This window comes from Microbulbifer sp. TB1203 (assembly GCF_030997045.1).
Taxonomy (GTDB): Bacteria; Pseudomonadota; Gammaproteobacteria; order Pseudomonadales; family Cellvibrionaceae; genus Microbulbifer.
The window spans coordinates 2872501-2890896 of the sequence record NZ_CP116899.1; the positions used below are offsets into that span (position 1 = coordinate 2872501).

Genomic DNA, 18396 nt, shown 5'->3' on the forward strand with positions numbered 1-18396 from the left:
CCACGGCGAGCCCCATTCCCACATCTGTATCGTGACCCGCCCATACCATGCTGGCGACAATGGCCGCAGCAGTGGGGCTGGCGAGGCCGATAAAGACATTCTTGTCCACGGTGCCCACTTGGGTATTGAATCGGGCCAGCCGCAACGCGGCACAGGCCACATAGAGGAAGGCCGCGGCCCATCCAAGCTTGCCCAGGTGGCCGAGCGCCCAGCTGAACACGACCAGCGCCGGCGCCAGGCCGAAGGAAACCATGTCCGACAGGGAGTCATACTGTACGCCAAAGGCGCTCTGGGTATCGGTCAGACGGGCGACGCGGCCGTCCAGGCCGTCCAGGATCATGGCCACGAAGATGGCGATGGCGGCAGCTTCGAAGTTGCCGTTCATACCGGCCACTATGGCGTAGAAGCCGCTGAACAGGGCGCCGGTAGTGATCAGGTTTGGCAGCAGGTAGACGCCGCGGGCGCGGACCTTTTTACCGCTGGCGGAAACCTCTTCCTCGATATGCTCATCGATCGGCAGGCGGCTCTCTTCGGCGTCGCCGCTTACCTCAGCACCTGCTACCTTCCTCTCTTCCCCTTTGTCGCTCATATCGGCTCCAATAGTGCATTTGCAGGCGGCGAGTGTACAGCGATTGGCAGCGGTGCGCATATACACCCACACAAACAAAAGCGGCGGGTCTCCCCGCCGCTTTTCAACCTGCCACCCAGCTTTGTCAGCTGCTGCTCTCGGTCTTGTCGATGATCTTGTTGGCCTCGATCCAGGGCATCATCGCACGCAACTTGGCGCCCACCTGTTCGATCTGGTGCTCGCCGCTGATACGGCGCTCTGCCTTGAGGCGCGGCTGGCCGGCCTGGGATTCGAGGATAAAGTCCTTGGCGAACTTGCCGGTCTGGATGTCCTTCAACACCCGGCGCATTTCCTCTTTGGTCTCGTCGGTGACGATACGCGGACCGGTGACGTAGTCGCCATACTCGGCGGTATTGGAAATAGAATAGCGCATATCCGCAATGCCGCCCTGGTACATCAGGTCGACGATCAGCTTCAGTTCGTGCAGGCACTCGAAGTAGGCCATTTCCGGCGCGTAACCCGCTTCCACCAGGGTCTCGAAGCCGGCCATCACCAGTGCGGACATACCGCCACAGAGCACCGCCTGCTCGCCGAACAGGTCGGTCTCAGTCTCCTCGCGGAAATTGGTTTCGATAATACCGGAACGACCGCCGCCGTTGGCGGAGGCGTAGGACAGCGCCAGCTCTTTGGCCTTGCCGGAGGCGTTCTGGTAAATCGCGATCAGTGTGGGTACGCCGCCGCCTTCCAGGTAGGTGGAGCGCACAGTGTGCCCGGGCCCCTTGGGGGCGACCATGATCACGTCCACATCCTTCGGCGGTTCGATCAGCTCAAAGTGCACGTTAAAACCGTGAGCGAAGCCCAACACGGCACCGGATTTGAGGTTGGGAGCCACCTGTTCCCGGTAGATTACCGCCTGGTGCTCGTCCGGGGCGAGGATCATCACCACGTCGGCATCCCGGACCGCGTCCGCCACTTCCGCCACGCGCAGTCCAGCCTTTTCCGCTTTCTGCCAGGAGCTGGAACCCGCGCGCAGGCCGACCACCACATTTTTAACGCCGGAATCTTTCAGGTTGTTGGCGTGGGCGTGGCCCTGGGAACCGTAGCCGATGATGGCCACGGTTTTCTGTTGGATCAAAGACAAATCGCAATCTTTGTCGTAATAAACTTGCATAAAAGCACTTCCTATCTCAAATCAAAGTTAAACACTTAGAACCTTTTCACCGCGGGCGATGCCGGACACACCGGAACGGACCACTTCCATAATGGTATGTTCGCCCAGCGCCTGCAGAAAGGCGTCCAGTTTTTCACTGGTGCCGGAAACCTGCACCGTGTACATATTGCTGGTGACATCCACTATCTGGCCGCGGAAAATATCCACGCTGCGTTTCACCTCGTCGCGCTGGGCACCGGTAGCGCGCACTTTCACCAACAGAAGTTCGCGCTCGATATGCGCGCCCTCGGTGAGATCCACCAGCTTTATCACATCAATCAGCTTGTTCAGGTTCTTGGTGACCTGCTCGATCTTGTGATCGTCACCAATGGTTACCAGCGTCAGACGTGACAGGGTTTCGTCTTCCGTCGGCGCCACAGTGAGGCTCTCGATGTTGTAGCCGCGCTGGGAGAAAAGGCCCACCACGCGGGAGAGGGCCCCGGGTTCGTTTTCCATCAGGACTGAAATAATTCTGCGCATCTTTGCCTACCTTACGTCCGCTCCGTTTTGCTCAACCACATATCCCGCATGGAACCATTGGGCATCACCTGCATGGGATACACATGCTCGGACGGATCGACGTAGACGTCGATAAACACAGTGCGGTCCTTGATGGCGAAAGCCTCGCGCATTTTGTCGTGCAACTCGTCACGGCGCTCGATCTTCATACCCAGGTGACCGTAGGCCTCGGCGAGCTTGACGAAATCCGGCAGCGACTCTTCGTAGACGCTGTGGGACAAGCGCCCCTCGTACTGCATCTCCTGCCACTGCTTGACCATACCGAGGGCCTGGTTGTTGAGGCACAGGATTTTCACTGGCAGGTGGTATTGGGTGGCGGTGGACAATTCCTGGATACACATCTGGATACTGCCTTCACCGGTCACGCACACCACATCCTGGTCCGGGTGGGCGATTTTCACCCCCAGCGCCGCGGGCAGGCCAAAACCCATGGTGCCCAGGCCGCCGGAGTTGATCCAGCGGCGCGGCTTGTCGAACAGGTAGTACTGGGCAGCGAACATCTGGTGCTGGCCCACGTCGGAGGTCACGAAGGCGTCCCCTCCGGTGACCTCGTACATCGCCTTGATCGCCTCCTGGGGCATGATCATGTCGCCGTCGGTACGGTAGCGCGACGCCGTGTAGATGCCGTGGCGCTCGCGCCAATCGTCGATCTGCCGCCACCAGTCGACGATCGCCGACTGGTCCGGCTGCTCCTCGGACGCCTTGAGCATTTCCAGCAGTTCGCCCAGCACCGACTGCACGGTGCCGACGATGGGAACGTCGGCGACGATGGTCTTGGAGATGGATGCCGGGTCCACGTCGACATGGATGATCTTGGCCCCGGGACAGAACTTGGCCGGAGTGTTGGTCACCCGATCGTCGAAGCGCGCTCCCACCGCCAGGATCACATCCGCGTGGTGCATGGCGGTATTGGCCTCGAAGGTGCCGTGCATCCCCAGCATGCCCAGAAAGCGTTTGTCGCTGCCGGGATAGGCACCGAGCCCCATCAGGGTATTGGTCACCGGATAGTTCAACCGCTGTGCCAGCTCGGTCAACAGCTCCGCACCGTCGCCCTGCACCACACCGCCACCGGCGTAGATCACCGGGCGCCTGGCGGACAGCAGCAGTGCCATCGCCTTGCGGATCTGGCCGCTGTGCCCCTTGCCCGCCGGCGTGTAGGAACGCATGCGCAGCTTTTCCGGATAGCGGTAGGGGAAGCGGTCCGCGGGATTGGTGACGTCCTTGGGCACATCGATCACCACCGGGCCGGGGCGGCCAGTGGTGGCGATATAGAAGGCTTTCCTGACGATCTCGGGGATCTCCTCGGCGCTCTTGACCAGGAAGCTGTGCTTCACGATCGGCCGCGAACAGCCCACCATGTCCGTCTCCTGGAAGGCGTCCTCACCGATCTTGTCGCTGGCCACCTGGCCTGAGACCACCACCATGGGAATGGAGTCCATATAGGCGGTGGCGATACCGGTGATCGCATTGGTGGCGCCGGGGCCGGAAGTCACCAGCACCACGCCGGCCTTGCCGGTGGAGCGGGCATAACCGTCCGCAGCATGGGTGGCCCCCTGCTCGTGACGTACCAGAATGTGCTTGATTCCCTTCTGGCGGAAGATGGCGTCGTAGATATGCAACGCCGCACCCCCTGGGTAGCCGAAAATCAATTCCACCCCTTCATCCTGCAGCGCGCGAACCAACATATCGCCGCCGGAGAGTAATTCCACTGAAGCCCCCTTCAAATTTCCTGTTTCATAGGATATTCATCATCCAAAAGCCGGAAAAGCGCCGGACGACGAGAAAGTCAAACGGCGATTGTAAAGGAAAATGGTGACGAATATCAGCCTAAAGCACAATTTTTGCCCAACTTTTAGGATAGCTTTGTTGGTACGGAATGTGCGCGCAAGCCGCACGGCCGGCGACGAGGGGCCGGGGCGGGCTCGCAGGCCTCCAGGGGTGGGGGGAGACCATCTCGACGGGGGCGGGGGCTTAACCCGCTGGGAGGTAGAAAACAGAGTCCACGGGGTGTGCGGTGATATCTACTCGCCGAGAGAGGGACTGATTCTGCAAACTGAGGCCGGCCTGTCAACAAGAGATGGCACAAAGTGTTAAAGCGGTTGTGGGAATGGCCCCGCAGGCCGGTACAATGGCGTGCGACAACTGACAATATAAAGAGGCAACCCATGCGCATCGCTCTCGCAGCTTTGATCACCGGCCTGGCAATGGCCGCCCAGGCGGACGGCATCTACAAGTGGGAAGACGAGAATGGGGTGGTGCATTTCGGTTCGCAACCGCCACCGCAGAAAGAGCAAGTGGAAGTGGTCAAGAAGCCCAAGTCAGACCGCTACAAGCAGTGGGAGTCAGAGCAACAGGCATTGATGGCGCAGCAGCGAGCGAAAGAGCAAAAGGCCGAAGCCGAAAAGCAGCCCGCGGCAAAAGCCGAGACCAAGCCGGAACCCCAAAAGCAGGCCGGCCCCTCCCCCGCGGAACTCGCGATACGCGCCCAGCGCTGCCAGCAGGCGCGCGGCAACCTGCAGGAACTGCAGACCCACAGCCGAGTACGCGAGGTGGATGCCAGCGGCAACCTGCGGGTACTGGGTGAGGAGGAGCGCCAGGAGCGCATCGCGCGGGCGCAGCAGACGATTCGCGAGAATTGCTGACCGGATAAAACCCGCCCCCTACGCCGGCTGCGCGGGCCTGTGATAATCCGTACCCAGGTAGAGATACATCGCCGGCACCACAAACAGGGTGAACAGAGTGCCGATGGTCATTCCCGTGGCCACTACCAGCCCCATCGCGAAGCGCGCGCCGCCTCCGGGGCCGGCGGCGATCAGCAGCGGCACCATGGCCAGTACCAGCGAGGCGGTGGTCATCAGAATTGGGCGCAGGCGGATGCTGGCGGCCTCTTCGATCGCTTCGCGCTTGGAGCGCCCCTCTTCCTGCAGTTTGTTGGCGAATTCCACTACCAAGATGCCGTGCTTGGAGATCACCCCGATCAATGTCACCAGTCCCACCTGAGTGTAGATATTCAGGGTGGTGAGGCCAAGACTGACGAAGATCATCGCCCCGCACACGCTCATGGGCACCGTCACCAGCATGATCAGCGGATCGCGCCAGGACTCAAACTGGGCGGCGAGCACCAAATAAATGACAACCAGTGCGAAGAAAAAAGTCACCACCAGTTTGGAGCCCTCGGTCTTGTACTGGCGCGACTGGCCGGAGTAATCAATGGAATAACCCGACGGCAGTATTTCCGCGGCAGCGCTCTCGATAATGTCCAGTGCCTCTCCCAGCGTCACACCCGGGCGCGGCACGCCGGAGATGGTCACTGCGTTCAGTTGCTGGAAGTGCTTGAGTTGCCGCGGCTCCACCGATTCACGCAGTCTCACCAGAGTCGACAGGGGCACCAGTTCATCGCTGCCGCTACGGATATAGTATTGTTTCAGCTGATCCGCGGTGAGGCGCTCCCTGCGCACCACCTGGGGAATCACCTTGTAGCTGCGGTTGTCGAGGGAAAAACGATTCGTATAGTTGCCGGACATCATCGCACCCAGTTCGCGACCGATATCCACCATGGTGATACCCATGGCGGCGGCCTTGTCCCGGTTTATGACCACTGACAGCCTGGGCTTGTCCAGTTGCAGGTCGGAGTCCATAAAGATAAATTTTTTGCTGGCCCGCGCCCGCTCCATGATTTCGTCGGCAAAGGCGACCAGGTTTTCCACCGGCTCGGTGGCGCCGACCACGAATTCCACCGGTAGTGTGCCGCCGGCGGTGGGCAGGCTCGGCGGCACGAAGGCGGCCACTTTCAATCCCGCTATCTGCGCCACTTCGCCACTGATAATTTCCTGCATCTGGGTCGTATCCCTGTCGCGCTTGTTCCAGGACTCCAGCACGAAACCAGCGATGGCGCTATTGCTGGAATCGCCGCTGCCACCGACGCCATTCAGCAGAAAAATATTCTCCACCTCGCTGAGGCGCTCGGCAATTTCGTTCAGCTCGCGGGTGTACTGTTCCACGTAGTCCAGGGTCGCGTAGGGATCGGCGGTGGATAGGGTCAGGACCAGGCCGCGGTCCTCCTGCGGCTCCAGTTCCCGGGGGGAAGTGACAAAAAGAAAATAGCAACTGGACAGTACTATGACCCCGAACACCAGTATCACCAGGCGGTCGTCCAAGGCGGAATGCAAGCTGTTGCGATAGCCCCGCTGCAAGCGGTGAAACCGGCGCTCCAGCCAGATTTCCAACCGCGTGCCGCCGTTGCCGTCGTGGGGGCGCAGTATCCTCGACGCCATCATCGGCGACAGGGTCAGGGCGACCACGCCGGACAGCAGCACCGCGCCGGCCAGCGAAAAGGCGAATTCGGTGAAGAGTGTGCCGGTAAGGCCGCCGAGAAAACCGATCGGTAGGTACACCGCGATCAGGGTAGTGGTCATCGCCACTACCGGCCAAGCGAGTTCGCGCGCGCCTACAATCGACGCTTCCATCGGCGACATGCCATCCTCGATATGCCGGTGCACGTTCTCCAGCACAATGATGGCATCGTCCACCACTATGCCGATCGCCAGCACCATCGCCAGCAGCGTCAACAGATTGATGGAAAAGCCCATCAGCAACATCAGGAAAAGCGCGCCCACCAGCGATAGCGGCACCGCAATGGCCGGGATCACTACACTGCGCACTGAGCCGAGAAACAGGTAGATCACCAGAATCACGATCAGCACTGCCTCTACGATGGTTTTCACCACCTCGTTGATGGAGTCCTGGATATATTCGGTGCTGTCATAGGGAATCTCGCCGATCATGCCCTCGGGAAGCTGCGGGAATATCTCGTCCTCAAGTTTTTCCCGCACCTGTTTGATCACCTCCAGCGCATTGGCATCCGGGGCGACCCGAACGCCGATAAAGGTGGCAGAACTGCCGTTGAAGGTGACCGAGGTATCGTAGGATTCCGCCCCCAATTCCACCTCCGCCACATCACCGAGTTGCACCAACTGATCGCCGTCGGCGCGCACCACCAATTTGCGGAAATCCTCCGCCGAGGAGATATCGGTATCGGCGCGAATATCAATGGCCACCCGCATGCCCTTGGTGGCGCCCACCGCGGCCAGCACATTGTTGCGCACCAGCGCCTCGCTCACGTCCCCAGGAGTAACTTCCAGCGCGGCCATCTCCGCCGGCTTCAGCCAGATGCGCATGGCGAAGGTGCGGCTGCCGAGAATCTCTGCGCGCTGCACCCCGGCAATGGTGGACAGCTTGGGCTGCACCACCCGGGTCAGGTAGTCGGTGATCTGGTTGTTGTCGAGAATTTCGGAAGAGAAGGACAGATACATGGCCGCGGTGCTCTGTCCCACCGCCATATCGATGGAGGAGTCCTCCGACTCTTCGGGCATTTCGCTGCGCAGCCGGTTGACCTTGGCCACCACCTGGGTGAGCACTTCGTTGGAGTCATAGTCAAAGCGCACATAGGCCTGGATGATGGACACCCCCCGCACACTGGTGGACACCATATAATCGATGCCGTCGGCGGTGGCGATCTCCTGTTCCAGCGGGGTGGTGATAAAACCCTGCACCAGGTCCGCGTCGGCGCCTACATAAACGGTGGTGACGGTGATTACGGCATTTTCCAGTTCCGGATACTGGCGCACATTCAGCTCGGTGAGGGCGCGCAGGCCGAGCAGGAAAATAAACAGGCTCACCACTGAGGCGAGTACCGGTCTGCGGATAAAGATTTCCGTGAAGTTCAATCGCGGCTCCTAGGTTCCCCCTCTCCCCCGGCCCCTCTCCCCAAAGGGAGAGGGGTTGGGGGAGAGGGCCTAACTGTTCTCCGGCTGCGGATTGGTCTCCGCCGGCGGTTTGTTCGCGTTGTCGATGTTCACCGGACTGCCGTTGCGCAACTTGAGCAGTCCGCTGGTGGCCACCTGTTCGCCCTCGCGCAAGCCCTGCACTATCTCCACCAGGTCGCCGCGCTCTTCGCCGGTCTTGACCACGCGCTTCTGCGCAACGAGGCCGTCTCCCTCTTTACTTCTTTGCAGCACGAATACCGCATCGCCATAGGGGGCAAAGCTGAGAGCGGTGCGCGGTACTACCACTACGCGCCGCTGTGTCGGCAGCTCTACCGATACTTCGGCAAACATCCCCGGGCGCAGCTTCTGTTCGGGGTTGCGCAGAGTGGCCTGCACCTGGAAATTGCGGCTGTCGCTATCCACCCGCGCGGCAATGGCCGTGATGCGTCCCTGAAAAATTCTCTTGGGATAGGCGTCTGAGGTCAGCTTTACCGACTGCTGTGGCGCGACCCGGGAGAAGTATCTTTCCGGAAGGAAAAAATCCACATAGATGGGGTCCAGCTGCTCCAGGGAAACCACTGCCTGCCCCGGGTCCACGTTCTGCCCCAGATCCACCAGCCGTATACCCAGCTTCCCACTAAAGGGCGCGGTGACGCGGCGTTCGTTCACGGTGGCGCGCTGCACCTCAATGTTGGCCTGCACCTGTTCCAGGGTACTCAGTGTTTGGTCCAGCTCCGCCTCGGTGGTAACGCCCCTTTCGCGCAGGATACTGGTGCGCTGGTGGTTGCGCCGTGCCAGACGCAGTTCCGCCTGTAGAACTTGTAACTGGGCCTTTTCCGGCTCCGCGGACAGCTCCAGCAGCAGTTCGCCTTTATTCACGGTCTGGCCGGATTTGAAGTGGATGGCGCGGACCACTCCCTGGGCCTCGGTGGTGACATCGACGCCGTTGACCGCGCGCATTGTGCCTACCGCCGAAAGACTCTCCCGCCAGATCTGTATCTCCGCGGCGGTGGAGGTCACAGTGGCCGGCGGCTGCGGCATGGTGTCGAAGGCCCTGTTCATCATATAGTTGCCGAATATCTTGAAGGCAAAAATACCGCCGAACAGCAGCGCGCTACCCAGCAGCATCAACAGCATGCGTTTGTTCAAAACCCTGTTAGACACTGAGCCATTCCACCGAATCGCGACTCCGGAATCCGCCAGCGACGCCGACAGCAAAATTCAGTTTATGAACAAATGGCTATTTGCGCCTGCGTTCTGCCGCGGAGTTGCACTCGGCCTGGCGTAGGTTTTTGGTTGGGAATATGTGTGACTGAAGATGGGGAGAGAATTTGTCTGTAGGAGCGGCCCATGGCCGCGATTGATCTGCGCTATTGGCTGAGACCGATCGCGGCCATGGGCCGCTCCTACAGGGGTGGACAGGCACCCGTCAGCGGAAGACCGCCTTGTCGCCTTCGACATCGGCGTGAATCGTATCGCCGGCGGCAAATTTGCCGGCCAGTATTTCCTGGGCCAGGGGATTCTCCAGCCACATCTGGATGGCGCGCTTGAGTGGGCGTGCGCCGTATACCGGATCGAAGCCCACCTCGGCCAACTTGTTCAGCAGGGGTTCCGTCACTTCCAGTTTTAAATCGCGATCCGCCAGGCGCTTGCGCAACTGGTCCAGTTGTATTTCGGCGATGGCGCGCACCTGGTTTTTTGCCAGGGGATGGAAGACCACCACCTCGTCGATACGGTTGATAAATTCGGGGCGGAAGTGTTCGCCCACCACCTCCATCACCGCGCCCTTCATCTGCCGGTAGTGAATCTCGCTGTCCAGTTCGTCGTCGTCCTTGCTGCTGGCGTATTTCTGGATCAGGTCCGATCCCAGGTTGGAGGTCATCACCACCACGGAATTGCGGAAATCCACCGTGCGCCCCTGCCCGTCGGTAAGGCGGCCGTCTTCAAGTACCTGCAGCAGGATGTTGAACACTTCCGGGTGGGCCTTTTCCACTTCGTCCAGCAGGATCACCGAGTAGGGTTTCCGCCGCACCGCCTCGGTGAGATAGCCGCCCTCCTCGTAACCCACATAGCCGGGGGGCGCGCCGATCAGGCGGGCCACCGAGTGCTTCTCCATAAACTCGGACATATCCACGCGCACCATGGCGTCCACCGTGTCGAACAGGAATTCCGCCAGCGCCTTGCACAGCTCCGTCTTGCCCACGCCGGTGGGACCGAGAAACAGGAAGGAACCGTTGGGACGGTTGGGATCGGAGAGGCCGGCGCGGGAGCGGCGCACCGCATTGGACACCGCCTGTACCGCCTCGTCCTGGCCGATCACCCGCTTGTGCAGAGCGTCCTCCATACGCAACAGTTTTTCCCGCTCGCCTTCGAGCATTTTCGATACTGGAATACCGGTCCAGCGAGACACCACTTCCGCCACTTCTTCGTCGGTGACGCGGTTGCGCAGCAGGCGCGGCTCCTCGCTGCTCTCAACACTGGCGGCGGCCTCGAGCTGCTGCTCCAGTTGCGGGATCACACCGTACTGCAATTCGGACATGCGCGTGAGATCGCCGGCGCGACGGGCGGCCTCCATATCCAGCTTGGCCTGCTCCAGTTTGTTCTTGATGTCGTGGCTGCCGGCCAGTTGGGCTTTTTCCGCCTTCCATACCTCTTCCAGGTCGGAATATTCCTTCTCCACCTGGTGGATATCCTTCTCGAGTTTTTCCAGGCGCTTCTGCGCGGCCTCGTCGTCCTTGTCTTTTTTCACCGCCTCGCGCTCGATCTTGAGCTGGATCAGGCGGCGCTCCAGTTTGTCCATGGACTCCGGTTTGGAATCGATCTCCATGCGGATGCGGCTGGCGGCCTCGTCGATCAGGTCGATGGCCTTGTCCGGCAACTGGCGATCGGTGATATAGCGCTGGGATAGCTTGGTCGCGGCAATAATGGCCGAGTCGGTGATATCCACCCCATGGTGCACCTCGTAGCGCTCTTTCAGTCCACGCAGGATGGCGATGGTGTCTTCTTCGGTGGGCTCGTCGATCAGCACTTTCTGGAAGCGCCGCTCCAGGGCCGCGTCCTTCTCGATATATTTACGGTATTCGTCCAGGGTGGTGGCGCCCACACAGTGCAGCTCGCCGCGGGCCAGTGCGGGTTTGAGCATATTGCCCGCATCCATGGATCCCTCCGCTTTGCCGGCGCCGACCACATTGTGCAATTCGTCGATAAATAAAATGATGCGGCCTTCCTGTTTGGCCAGTTCGTTGAGCACTGCCTTCAGGCGTTCCTCGAATTCGCCGCGGAATTTCGCCCCAGCGACCAGCGCGGCCAGATCCAGCGATAGAAGTCTTTTGTCTTTCAGCCCCTCCGGCACTTCACCGTTGACAATGCGTTGCGCCAGGCCCTCGGCGATGGCGGTCTTGCCCACACCCGGTTCGCCGATCAGTACCGGGTTGTTTTTGGTGCGCCGCTGCAACACCTGGATGGTGCGGCGAATTTCGTCGTCCCGGCCGATTACCGGGTCCAGTTTTCCCGCCACCGCGCGCTCGGTCAGATCCAGGGTGTACTTGTCCAGCGCCTGGCGCGCGTCTTCGGCGCCGGGGTCGTCGACCTTTTCCCCGCCGCGGATTTTATCCACCGCGGCCTGCAGTTGTTTTACGTCGCCGTTGGCGTTGAGGATTTTGGAAATCTCCCCGGCGGCGGGATCGAAGGCCGCCAGCAGTACCGTCTCGCTGGCGATAAAGGTGTCGCCGTTTTGCTGGGCTTTTTTATCCGCCAAATTGAAAAGCCGCGCCAGTTCCTGAGACATGCCCACATCGCCGGTCGGCGAGCCAACGGTGGGGAGGCTGTCGAGCCGCTTCGCCAGGTCGTTACGCAGGCTGTTGAGATTGAACCCCGCCTGGGAGAGAAATGCGGGCACACTGCCGCCGGACTGATCGAGCAGTGCCTGCAACAGGTGTTCCGGATAGATCTGGTTGTGATCGCGGCCCACGGCAAGGGATTGCGCATCGGCAATCGCGGCCTGCAGCGGGTTGGTCATTCGATCGATACGCACAGTTGCAAACCTCCCTCGATTTATTCGGCGACATTGCCAATCAGTCTAGTCAGCAATGTGCGGCCTGAAAGGAGGTTTTCAATGATCAAGCAACAATGATCAATGGTCATTGATCCAGATCAGTGACGCCATCCGCCCGGTGATCTTGTCGCGGCGGTACGAATAAAAGCGTTCGGGGTCATTAACCGTACAGAATTCGCCGCCGTAGATTTCGCTGACCCCCAACCGTTCCAGCTCGGCGCGGGCGAGAGCATAGATGTCGGCGCGGAAATGCAACGGCTTTTGCGGATGCGGGCGGAAACATCCGGCCACGGCTTCGGCGTGCCTGCTGTCCAGCGCACTTTCAAAAAACGCCTCCAGCACATCGACACCGGTTTCGAAGGCGTCGGGACCAATCGCCGGGCCCAGCCAGGCCAGCAGTTCTTCCGGCGCGCAGTCCAATGCCTCCAGGGCGCTGCGCACGACGCCGCCGGCCAGCCCGCGCCAACCGGCGTGCACCGCGGCTACGCGGGTGCCGGATTTGTCGCACAGCAGCAGCGGCAGGCAGTCCGCGGTGAGCACGGCGCAGACGGCACCCGGGGCGCGGGCAAAACTGGCGTCGGCGGTGCGCACCAGGCCGTCGGCCCGCGCCTCGACGGCCCTGTCGCCGTGAATCTGTTCCAGCCACTGGGGGGCCGCAGGCAATCCGAGCTCGCGGCGCAGTTGGGCGCGATTGGCGGCCACCGCCTCGGCGTCGTCGCCCACGTGTGCCCCCAGGTTGAAGGATGCGTAGGCGCCGACACTCTGCCCGCCGGAGCGCAAGGTGGTCGCGGCCCGCACATTCTTCGGCGCAGGCCAATCGGGGAACAGGTAGTGACCTGCGTTATCTGTCATCTGACTTCTGGCCCCCCGTCCTCTGAATCGGCGCGCAGCAGTTCAAGCAGCCGCAGCATATCCGCCGGCATGGGGGCCCGCCAGTGCAGTTCCCCACCGGTTTTGGGGTGCTGCAGCGCCAGCTCCGCCGCGTGCAGCGCCTGGCGCGGGAACTGCTGCAGCGCCTCCACCAGCTCGGGCGAAGCTTCCGGCGGCAGCTTGACGCGGCCACCGTACAGCGGGTCGCCCACCAGCGGGTGGCGGATATGCGCCATATGCACTCGGATCTGATGGGTGCGGCCGGTCTCCAGCCTGCAGCGCAGCAGCGTGTGGGCGCGGAAGCGCTCCTGCACCCGGTAGTGAGTAATCGCTTCCTTGCCGCCAAGCTCCAGAACCGCCATCTTCAGCCGGTTCTGGCGGTGTCGCCCGATGGGCGCGTCCACGGTGCCGCCGCCGGTGACCACACCCTGGGCGATGGCGTCGTACTGGCGGCTGACAGTGCGCGCCTTGAGCTGGGCCACCAATGCGGTCTGCGCCGGCAGGGTCTTGGCCACCACCATCAGGCCGCTGGTATCCTTGTCCAGCCGGTGCACTATGCCGGCCCGCGGCACTGTCTCCAGTTGGGGGCAGTGGTGCAGCAGGCCGTTCAGCAGGGTGCCGTCCGGATTGCCTGCAGCGGGGTGAACCACGAGTCCCGGCGGCTTGTCGATAACCAGCAGGCTGTCGTCCTCGTAGGCAATATTCAGGTCGATGTGCTGGGCCAGCCACTCGCCGCGGGCCTCCAGTTCGGCGTTCAGCCGCAGTTGCTCGCCACCAAACAGCTTGTCTCTGGGCCTGGCCGTGCGGCCGTCCACGGTCAGCTGCCCCCCCTTGATCCAGGATTGCAGGCGGGCGCGGGAATAGTCGGGAATTAATTCGGCCGCGGCCTGGTCCAACCTATGTCCGGCCAAGTGCGCGGGTACTTCGATATCCAGTGCGAGTCGGTCGGTCATGATACTTTGGGCAGCTCCGCGACTGTGGTTAAATGGCGGGCCGCCGATTTGGTTGCCTATAATGGCGGCCAGTGTAATCAGGTAGCGGGCAATAAGGTAGAGCGTAATAATGATAGAGCGAGGGGCTATGCAGGCCTGGAAAACACTGTGGTTTGTTGTACTGTCCGCGATTCTGGTCGCCTGCGCCAGCACCGATGAGGAAGACGAGAAGGGTCTGCCCACCGGCAGCCGCACCGAACAGGCCTTTTACGAGGCGGCACAACGCCAGCTGAGATCCAGCCAGTGGGACCTGGCGATCAAGAACCTGCGCGCGCTGGAGGACAACTTCCCCTTCGGCAGCTACGCCGAACAGGCGCAGCTGGAGCTGATCTACGCCTACTACCGCAACAACCAGAACGACGCTGCCATCGCCTCGGCGGACCGCTTTATCCGCCTGCATCCCCAGCACCGCAATGTGGACTACGCCTATTATATGAAGGGCCTAGCCTCCTTTACCGAGGGCACCGGGCTGTTCGAGCGTTTCCTGCCCACGGATATGACCAGCCGCGACCCCGGCTCGGCGCGTGAGTCCTTTGCCTATTTCGCCCAGTTGATGGCCCGCTACCCCGACAGCCGCTACGCGCCGGATGCGCAGAAGCGCATGACGCACCTGCGCAACCTGCTGGCCCGCTACGAGATCCACGTGGCCAACTACTACTTCAAGCGCGGCGCCTACCTGGCGGCCGCCAACCGCGGCCGATACGTGGTGGAGAACTTCCAGCAGACCCCGGCGATACCGGATGCGCTCGCGGTGATGGTGCAGGGCTATCACATGCTGGAAATGCCGGAACTGGAGGCCAACGCCCTCGCCGTGCTGCGCACCAACTACCCCAATTACCCCGCTTTCCGCAGTGACGGCAGCTTCAATTACAACTACTACAAGGGAGCCAGCGGCCGCAGCCTGGCGCACCGCCTGACCCTGGGGCTGTTCGAGAAGTCCGATCCGCGCGGCTTCGACACCCGCGAGCGCTACAACCCCGAGTACCGCCGCGAGGAAGAGGCACCACTGCCGCCGGAGCTGATGTAAGTGATCAGTGGTTGGTGGTCAGTGGAGAGAACTCACTGACCACCAACCACTCCTATTCCCCCGCCTTCCAGCCGTTGGTGATCGGGTAGCGCCGGTCGCGCCCGAAGCCTCGCTCGGAGATGCGCACCCCCACCGCCGCCTGACGGCGTTTGTATTCGTTGCGGTCCACCAACCGCACCACCCGCTCCACTGTCTGGCGCTCGAAGCCTCGGGCGATGATGTCCTCGGCGCTGCAATCGCGCTCGATGTACAGGTTGAGGATCTGATCGAGTTGGTCGTAGGGTGGCAGGCTGTCCGAGTCCACCTGATCCGGCGCCAGCTCCGCGCTCGGCGGACGGGTGATCACTGTCTCCGGGATCACTTCGGAAATGGTGTTGCGGTAGCGGGCCAGTTCGAAGACCAGTGTCTTGGGCACATCCTTGAGCGCGTTGTAGCCGCCTACCATATCGCCGTAGAGAGTGGCGTAGCCCACCGCGAGCTCGCTCTTGTTGCCGGTGGTGAGTACCATGGCGCCCTTCTTGTTGGAGATCGCCATAAGGAGCATACCGCGGGCGCGGGCCTGGAGGTTCTCCTCGGTGGTGTCCCGCGGGCTGCCGGCAAACTCCTCCGCCAGCGCCTGCATATAGGCGTCGAAAATGGCTTCGATACTGATCACCCGGTAGCGGATACCGAGCCTCTGCGCCTGGTCGGCGGCGTCGTTCTTACTCAGGTCCGAGGTGTAGCGGAACGGCATCATCACCGCCTCCACCCGCTCCGCGCCCAGGGCGTCCACGGCGATGGCCAGGGTCAGCGCCGAGTCGATGCCACCGGACAACCCCAGCACCACGCCGTTGAAACCGTTCTTGTTCACATAGTCGCGCACCCCCAGCACCAGGGCCTGGTAGACCGAGGCCAGGTCCTCCAGCGCCGGCGCTATCTCTCCCCGCAGGGTGGCCTCGCCGCCATTCCATTCGACGGTGACCGGCAGCAGGTTCTCGACGAACTCCGGCGCGCGCGCGCGGAGCTCGCCGCGGGCGTCCACGGCGAAGGAGGCGCCGTCAAATACCAGTTCGTCCTGGCCACCGTACCAGTGCGAGTACACCACCGGCATCCTTCCGGACCGCGCCCGCTCCCCCATCAGTTGCAGGCGCTCCCGGATCTTGCCCCGGTGAAAGGGCGAGGCGTTGATATTGAGCATCAGTTTGGCGCCGGCGGCGGCGGCCTGCTCCATCGGCTCCGGGCGCCAGAGGTCCTCGCAGATGGTGATCGCGGTAGGGATTCCCTTGATATCCACCACACAGGGCCCGTCGCCGGGCACGAAGTAGCGCATCTCGTCGAACACCTGGTAGTTGGGCAGCTTCTGCTTGGCGTATTCGGCCACCAGCTCGCCGTTCTCGATCAGGCCCGCCATATTGAATACGGCGCCGTCGATCGCGCGCGGATAGCCCACCAGAACCGCGCAGGGCAACTCCGCCGCCAGCAGCTGGGCCAGGGCGCTGTCGATACGCCGGTACATACTGGGCCTCAGCAACAGGTCTTCCGGCGGGTAGCCGCACAGGGTCAGTTCGGGGAACAGCACCAGGTCGGCGCCGTACTCCCGGTGCGCGCGCCGCGCCACTTCCACCACCTGCGCGGTGTTGCCGGGGATATCCCCCACCAGAGAATTGATTTGTGCCAGCACTAGCTGCAAAGTAGACATCTTCGGACCTCGGACCAGTGAGGCGGTTATTGTAATGGCTGCGTCGGGGTACGACAGTACTGACGGGTAAAACAACGAGAAACAATGCATTGAGAACTGCGCCTTGAGAACAACACCTTGAACAGTGCGGCGCCGGCCACCAGCGGACTCAGTTTCCAGCACCACGAACTGTTGCGGGTCTACGCCTTTTACCGCGTGGCCATCGCCCTGATACTGCTGGGCATCTTCGCCTCGGACATCGGCAAGGGCGCCGTGGGCGCCGATGCACCGGCACTCTACCTCAACACCGCCATCGCCTACGCCGCGCTCAACTTCGGCTGGCTGCTGCACCTGCACCGCCTCGCCTACCGCGTCGAGGCCGGACAGGTCGGCCTGATCCTGGGTTGCGATATCCTCGTCTTCCTGCTGTTGATACAGGCCAGCGGCGGCCTCAATTCCGGCCTAGGCTACCTGCTGCTGATCACCTGCTCGGTTGGCTCCATGCTCCTGGACCGGCGCATGGGCGCCTTCTTCGCCGCGGTGGCCAGTATCGCGGTGATCGGGCAACAGCTGTACGGATTGCTGGCGGGGCACTCGGCGACCCAGGATATCGTCTCCGCCGGCAGCCTCGGCATACTGCTGTTCGCCACCGTCAGCGCCCTGCAGTACCTGTCCGGGCGAATCCGCTCCGCTACCTTGCGCGCCGACCAACAGAGCCGCCAGGCAGCGCACCTCCAGCGCCTGGCGCAGCAGATCATCGAGCGCATGCGCACCGGGGTGCTGGTGATGGACATCGCCGACAGGGCTGAGCTGATCAATCGCGCCGCGCGCCAGTTGCTCGGCGAACAGCTGCAGCCCGGTGGCAGTCGCCAGGCGGAGCTCCAGCAGGCCATACGCGAATGGCGCCGCAACCCGGCTGTCAGCAGCGTACTGCTCACAATGGCAAATGGCAGTGAACTGCGGCTCAGCTTCGCCAACCTGCGCCGCGACCACGGCGACAGTACCCTGGTATTTATCGAGGATAACCGCAAACTCACCCAGGCGGCTCAACAATTGAAGCTGGCTTCCCTCGGGCACCTCACCGGCTCTATCGCCCACGAAGTGCGCAACCCCCTCGGCGCCATCAGCCACGCCGCACAACTGCTCTCGGAATCGACGACGCTCAGCGACGAAGACAAGCACCTGACGCAAATTATCTGCCGCCACAGCCAGCGGGTGAACCAGATTGTGGAAAATGTCATGCAGCTGTCCCGCCGCCGCGCCGCCGCGCCACAGCTACAGGACCTGGGAGAGTGGCTGGAACAGTTTATCACCGACTTCCGCGCCGGCGCGCCGAGCGACGCCAGCATCAAGCTGCAATGCCCGGCACAGCCGGTAACCGCGCGCTTTGACCCACAACAACTCGCCCAAGTGGTCACTAACCTGTGCAACAACGCCCTTCACCACTCCCATGCGGGTGTGGGCCGGCGCGAAGTGGAACTCACCGCCTACTACCAAAAAAGTACGGACTGCGCCGTACTGGACGTGATCGACAGCGGCAATGGTGTACTGCCGGAACATCGGGACAAAATTTTTGAACCTTTTTTCACCACCGGGCAAAGCGGCAGCGGCCTGGGCCTGTACATCGCCCGCGAACTCTGCGAAGCGAACCAGGCAAACCTGTTTTACTGCCGCAACGCAGACAACAAAAGCTGCTTCAGGGTAGAATTCGCTCATTCGAACAGAGTTTTCTGA

At 61.9% G+C, this 18396-nt stretch carries 13 protein-coding genes (1 of these 13 only partly in view); 3 read left to right on the top strand and 10 right to left on the bottom strand.

All coding sequences use genetic code 11. The annotated features are described in order from the left end of the window. From pssA to PP263_RS12025, 4 genes are all read right to left on the bottom strand, one after another. A protein-coding gene (gene pssA / locus PP263_RS12010; RefSeq protein ID WP_308363746.1) for a CDP-diacylglycerol--serine O-phosphatidyltransferase crosses the window boundary here: on the bottom strand, positions 1-589 show its 5' portion. The gene continues 272 nt to the left of window position 1, outside the view; only the first 589 of its 861 coding nucleotides appear in the window; the start codon lies at positions 587-589; its stop codon lies beyond the left edge, outside the window. Between the two features lie 124 nt (positions 590-713). Beyond that, positions 714-1739: a ketol-acid reductoisomerase gene (gene ilvC / locus PP263_RS12015; RefSeq protein WP_308363747.1), complete on the bottom strand. Its 1026-nt coding sequence runs from the start codon at positions 1737-1739 to the stop codon at positions 714-716. A 27-nt stretch (positions 1740-1766) separates the two neighbouring features. Beyond that, on the bottom strand, positions 1767-2258 hold the full coding sequence (ilvN, locus tag PP263_RS12020; protein ID WP_308363748.1) for an acetolactate synthase small subunit: 492 nt from the start codon (positions 2256-2258) through the stop codon (positions 1767-1769). Positions 2259-2269: 11 nt separating this feature from the next. Then, complete coding sequence (locus tag PP263_RS12025; protein WP_308363749.1) at positions 2270-4006, bottom strand: acetolactate synthase 3 large subunit; 1737 nt, start codon at positions 4004-4006, stop codon at positions 2270-2272. A gap of 456 nt (positions 4007-4462) precedes the next feature. Between PP263_RS12025 and PP263_RS12030 the strand changes: the two genes are divergently transcribed. Next, a complete protein-coding gene (locus PP263_RS12030) occupies positions 4463-4939 on the top strand; it encodes a DUF4124 domain-containing protein (protein ID WP_308363750.1) in 477 nt (158 codons plus the stop codon). 18 nt (positions 4940-4957) lie between these two features. On the opposite strand, the gene PP263_RS12035 is transcribed toward PP263_RS12030, so the two are convergent. From PP263_RS12035 to rluD, 5 genes are all read right to left on the bottom strand, one after another. Further along, entirely contained in the window at positions 4958-8023 is a 3066-nt protein-coding gene (locus tag PP263_RS12035; RefSeq protein ID WP_308363751.1) for an efflux RND transporter permease subunit, read from the bottom strand. 69 nt (positions 8024-8092) lie between these two features. Continuing rightward, the gene (locus PP263_RS12040) at positions 8093-9226 is read right to left on the bottom strand and encodes an efflux RND transporter periplasmic adaptor subunit (protein ID WP_308363753.1); all 1134 of its coding nucleotides are present in this window, start codon (positions 9224-9226) and stop codon (positions 8093-8095) included. Between the two features lie 265 nt (positions 9227-9491). Continuing rightward, the gene (gene clpB / locus PP263_RS12045; protein ID WP_308363754.1) at positions 9492-12095 is read right to left on the bottom strand and encodes an ATP-dependent chaperone ClpB; all 2604 of its coding nucleotides are present in this window, start codon (positions 12093-12095) and stop codon (positions 9492-9494) included. A 99-nt stretch (positions 12096-12194) separates the two neighbouring features. After that, positions 12195-12968 carry a peptidoglycan editing factor PgeF gene (gene pgeF / locus PP263_RS12050; protein ID WP_308363755.1) on the bottom strand — a complete coding sequence of 258 codons (774 nt, stop codon included), beginning with the start codon at positions 12966-12968 and terminating at the stop codon, positions 12195-12197. Next, positions 12965-13939 (bottom strand): 23S rRNA pseudouridine(1911/1915/1917) synthase RluD, encoded by a 975-nt coding sequence (rluD, locus tag PP263_RS12055; RefSeq protein WP_308363756.1) that lies wholly within the window; start codon positions 13937-13939, stop codon positions 12965-12967. Before rluD ends, pgeF begins: the two co-directional genes overlap by 4 nt. 127 nt (positions 13940-14066) lie before the next feature. Between rluD and PP263_RS12060 the strand changes: the two genes are divergently transcribed. After that, entirely contained in the window at positions 14067-15005 is a 939-nt protein-coding gene (locus tag PP263_RS12060; RefSeq protein ID WP_308363757.1) for an outer membrane protein assembly factor BamD, read from the top strand. A 52-nt stretch (positions 15006-15057) separates the two neighbouring features. Here the strand turns inward: PP263_RS12060 and PP263_RS12065 are convergent, their stop codons facing one another. Beyond that, positions 15058-16683, bottom strand: a complete 1626-nt coding sequence (locus PP263_RS12065) for an NAD+ synthase (RefSeq protein ID WP_308363758.1) — start codon at positions 16681-16683, stop codon at positions 15058-15060. A gap of 117 nt (positions 16684-16800) precedes the next feature. Between PP263_RS12065 and PP263_RS12070 the strand changes: the two genes are divergently transcribed. Then, positions 16801-18396 (top strand): ATP-binding protein, encoded by a 1596-nt coding sequence (locus tag PP263_RS12070; RefSeq protein WP_308363759.1) that lies wholly within the window; start codon positions 16801-16803, stop codon positions 18394-18396.

What these genes read in the sequence shown, in the direction of transcription:
- ilvC (WP_308363747.1), bottom strand. Translation starts at nt 1,739, where the DNA reads ATGCAAGTTTATTACGACAAAGATTGCGATTTGTCTTTGATCCAACAG.
- ilvN (WP_308363748.1), bottom strand. Translation starts at nt 2,258, where the DNA reads ATGCGCAGAATTATTTCAGTCCTGATGGAAAACGAACCCGGGGCCCTC.
- PP263_RS12030 (WP_308363750.1), top strand. Translation starts at nt 4,463, where the DNA reads ATGCGCATCGCTCTCGCAGCTTTGATCACCGGCCTGGCAATGGCCGCC.
- pgeF (WP_308363755.1), bottom strand. Translation starts at nt 12,968, where the DNA reads ATGACAGATAACGCAGGTCACTACCTGTTCCCCGATTGGCCTGCGCCG.
- rluD (WP_308363756.1), bottom strand. Translation starts at nt 13,939, where the DNA reads ATGACCGACCGACTCGCACTGGATATCGAAGTACCCGCGCACTTGGCC.
- PP263_RS12060 (WP_308363757.1), top strand. Translation starts at nt 14,067, where the DNA reads ATGCAGGCCTGGAAAACACTGTGGTTTGTTGTACTGTCCGCGATTCTG.
- PP263_RS12065 (WP_308363758.1), bottom strand. Translation starts at nt 16,683, where the DNA reads ATGTCTACTTTGCAGCTAGTGCTGGCACAAATCAATTCTCTGGTGGGG.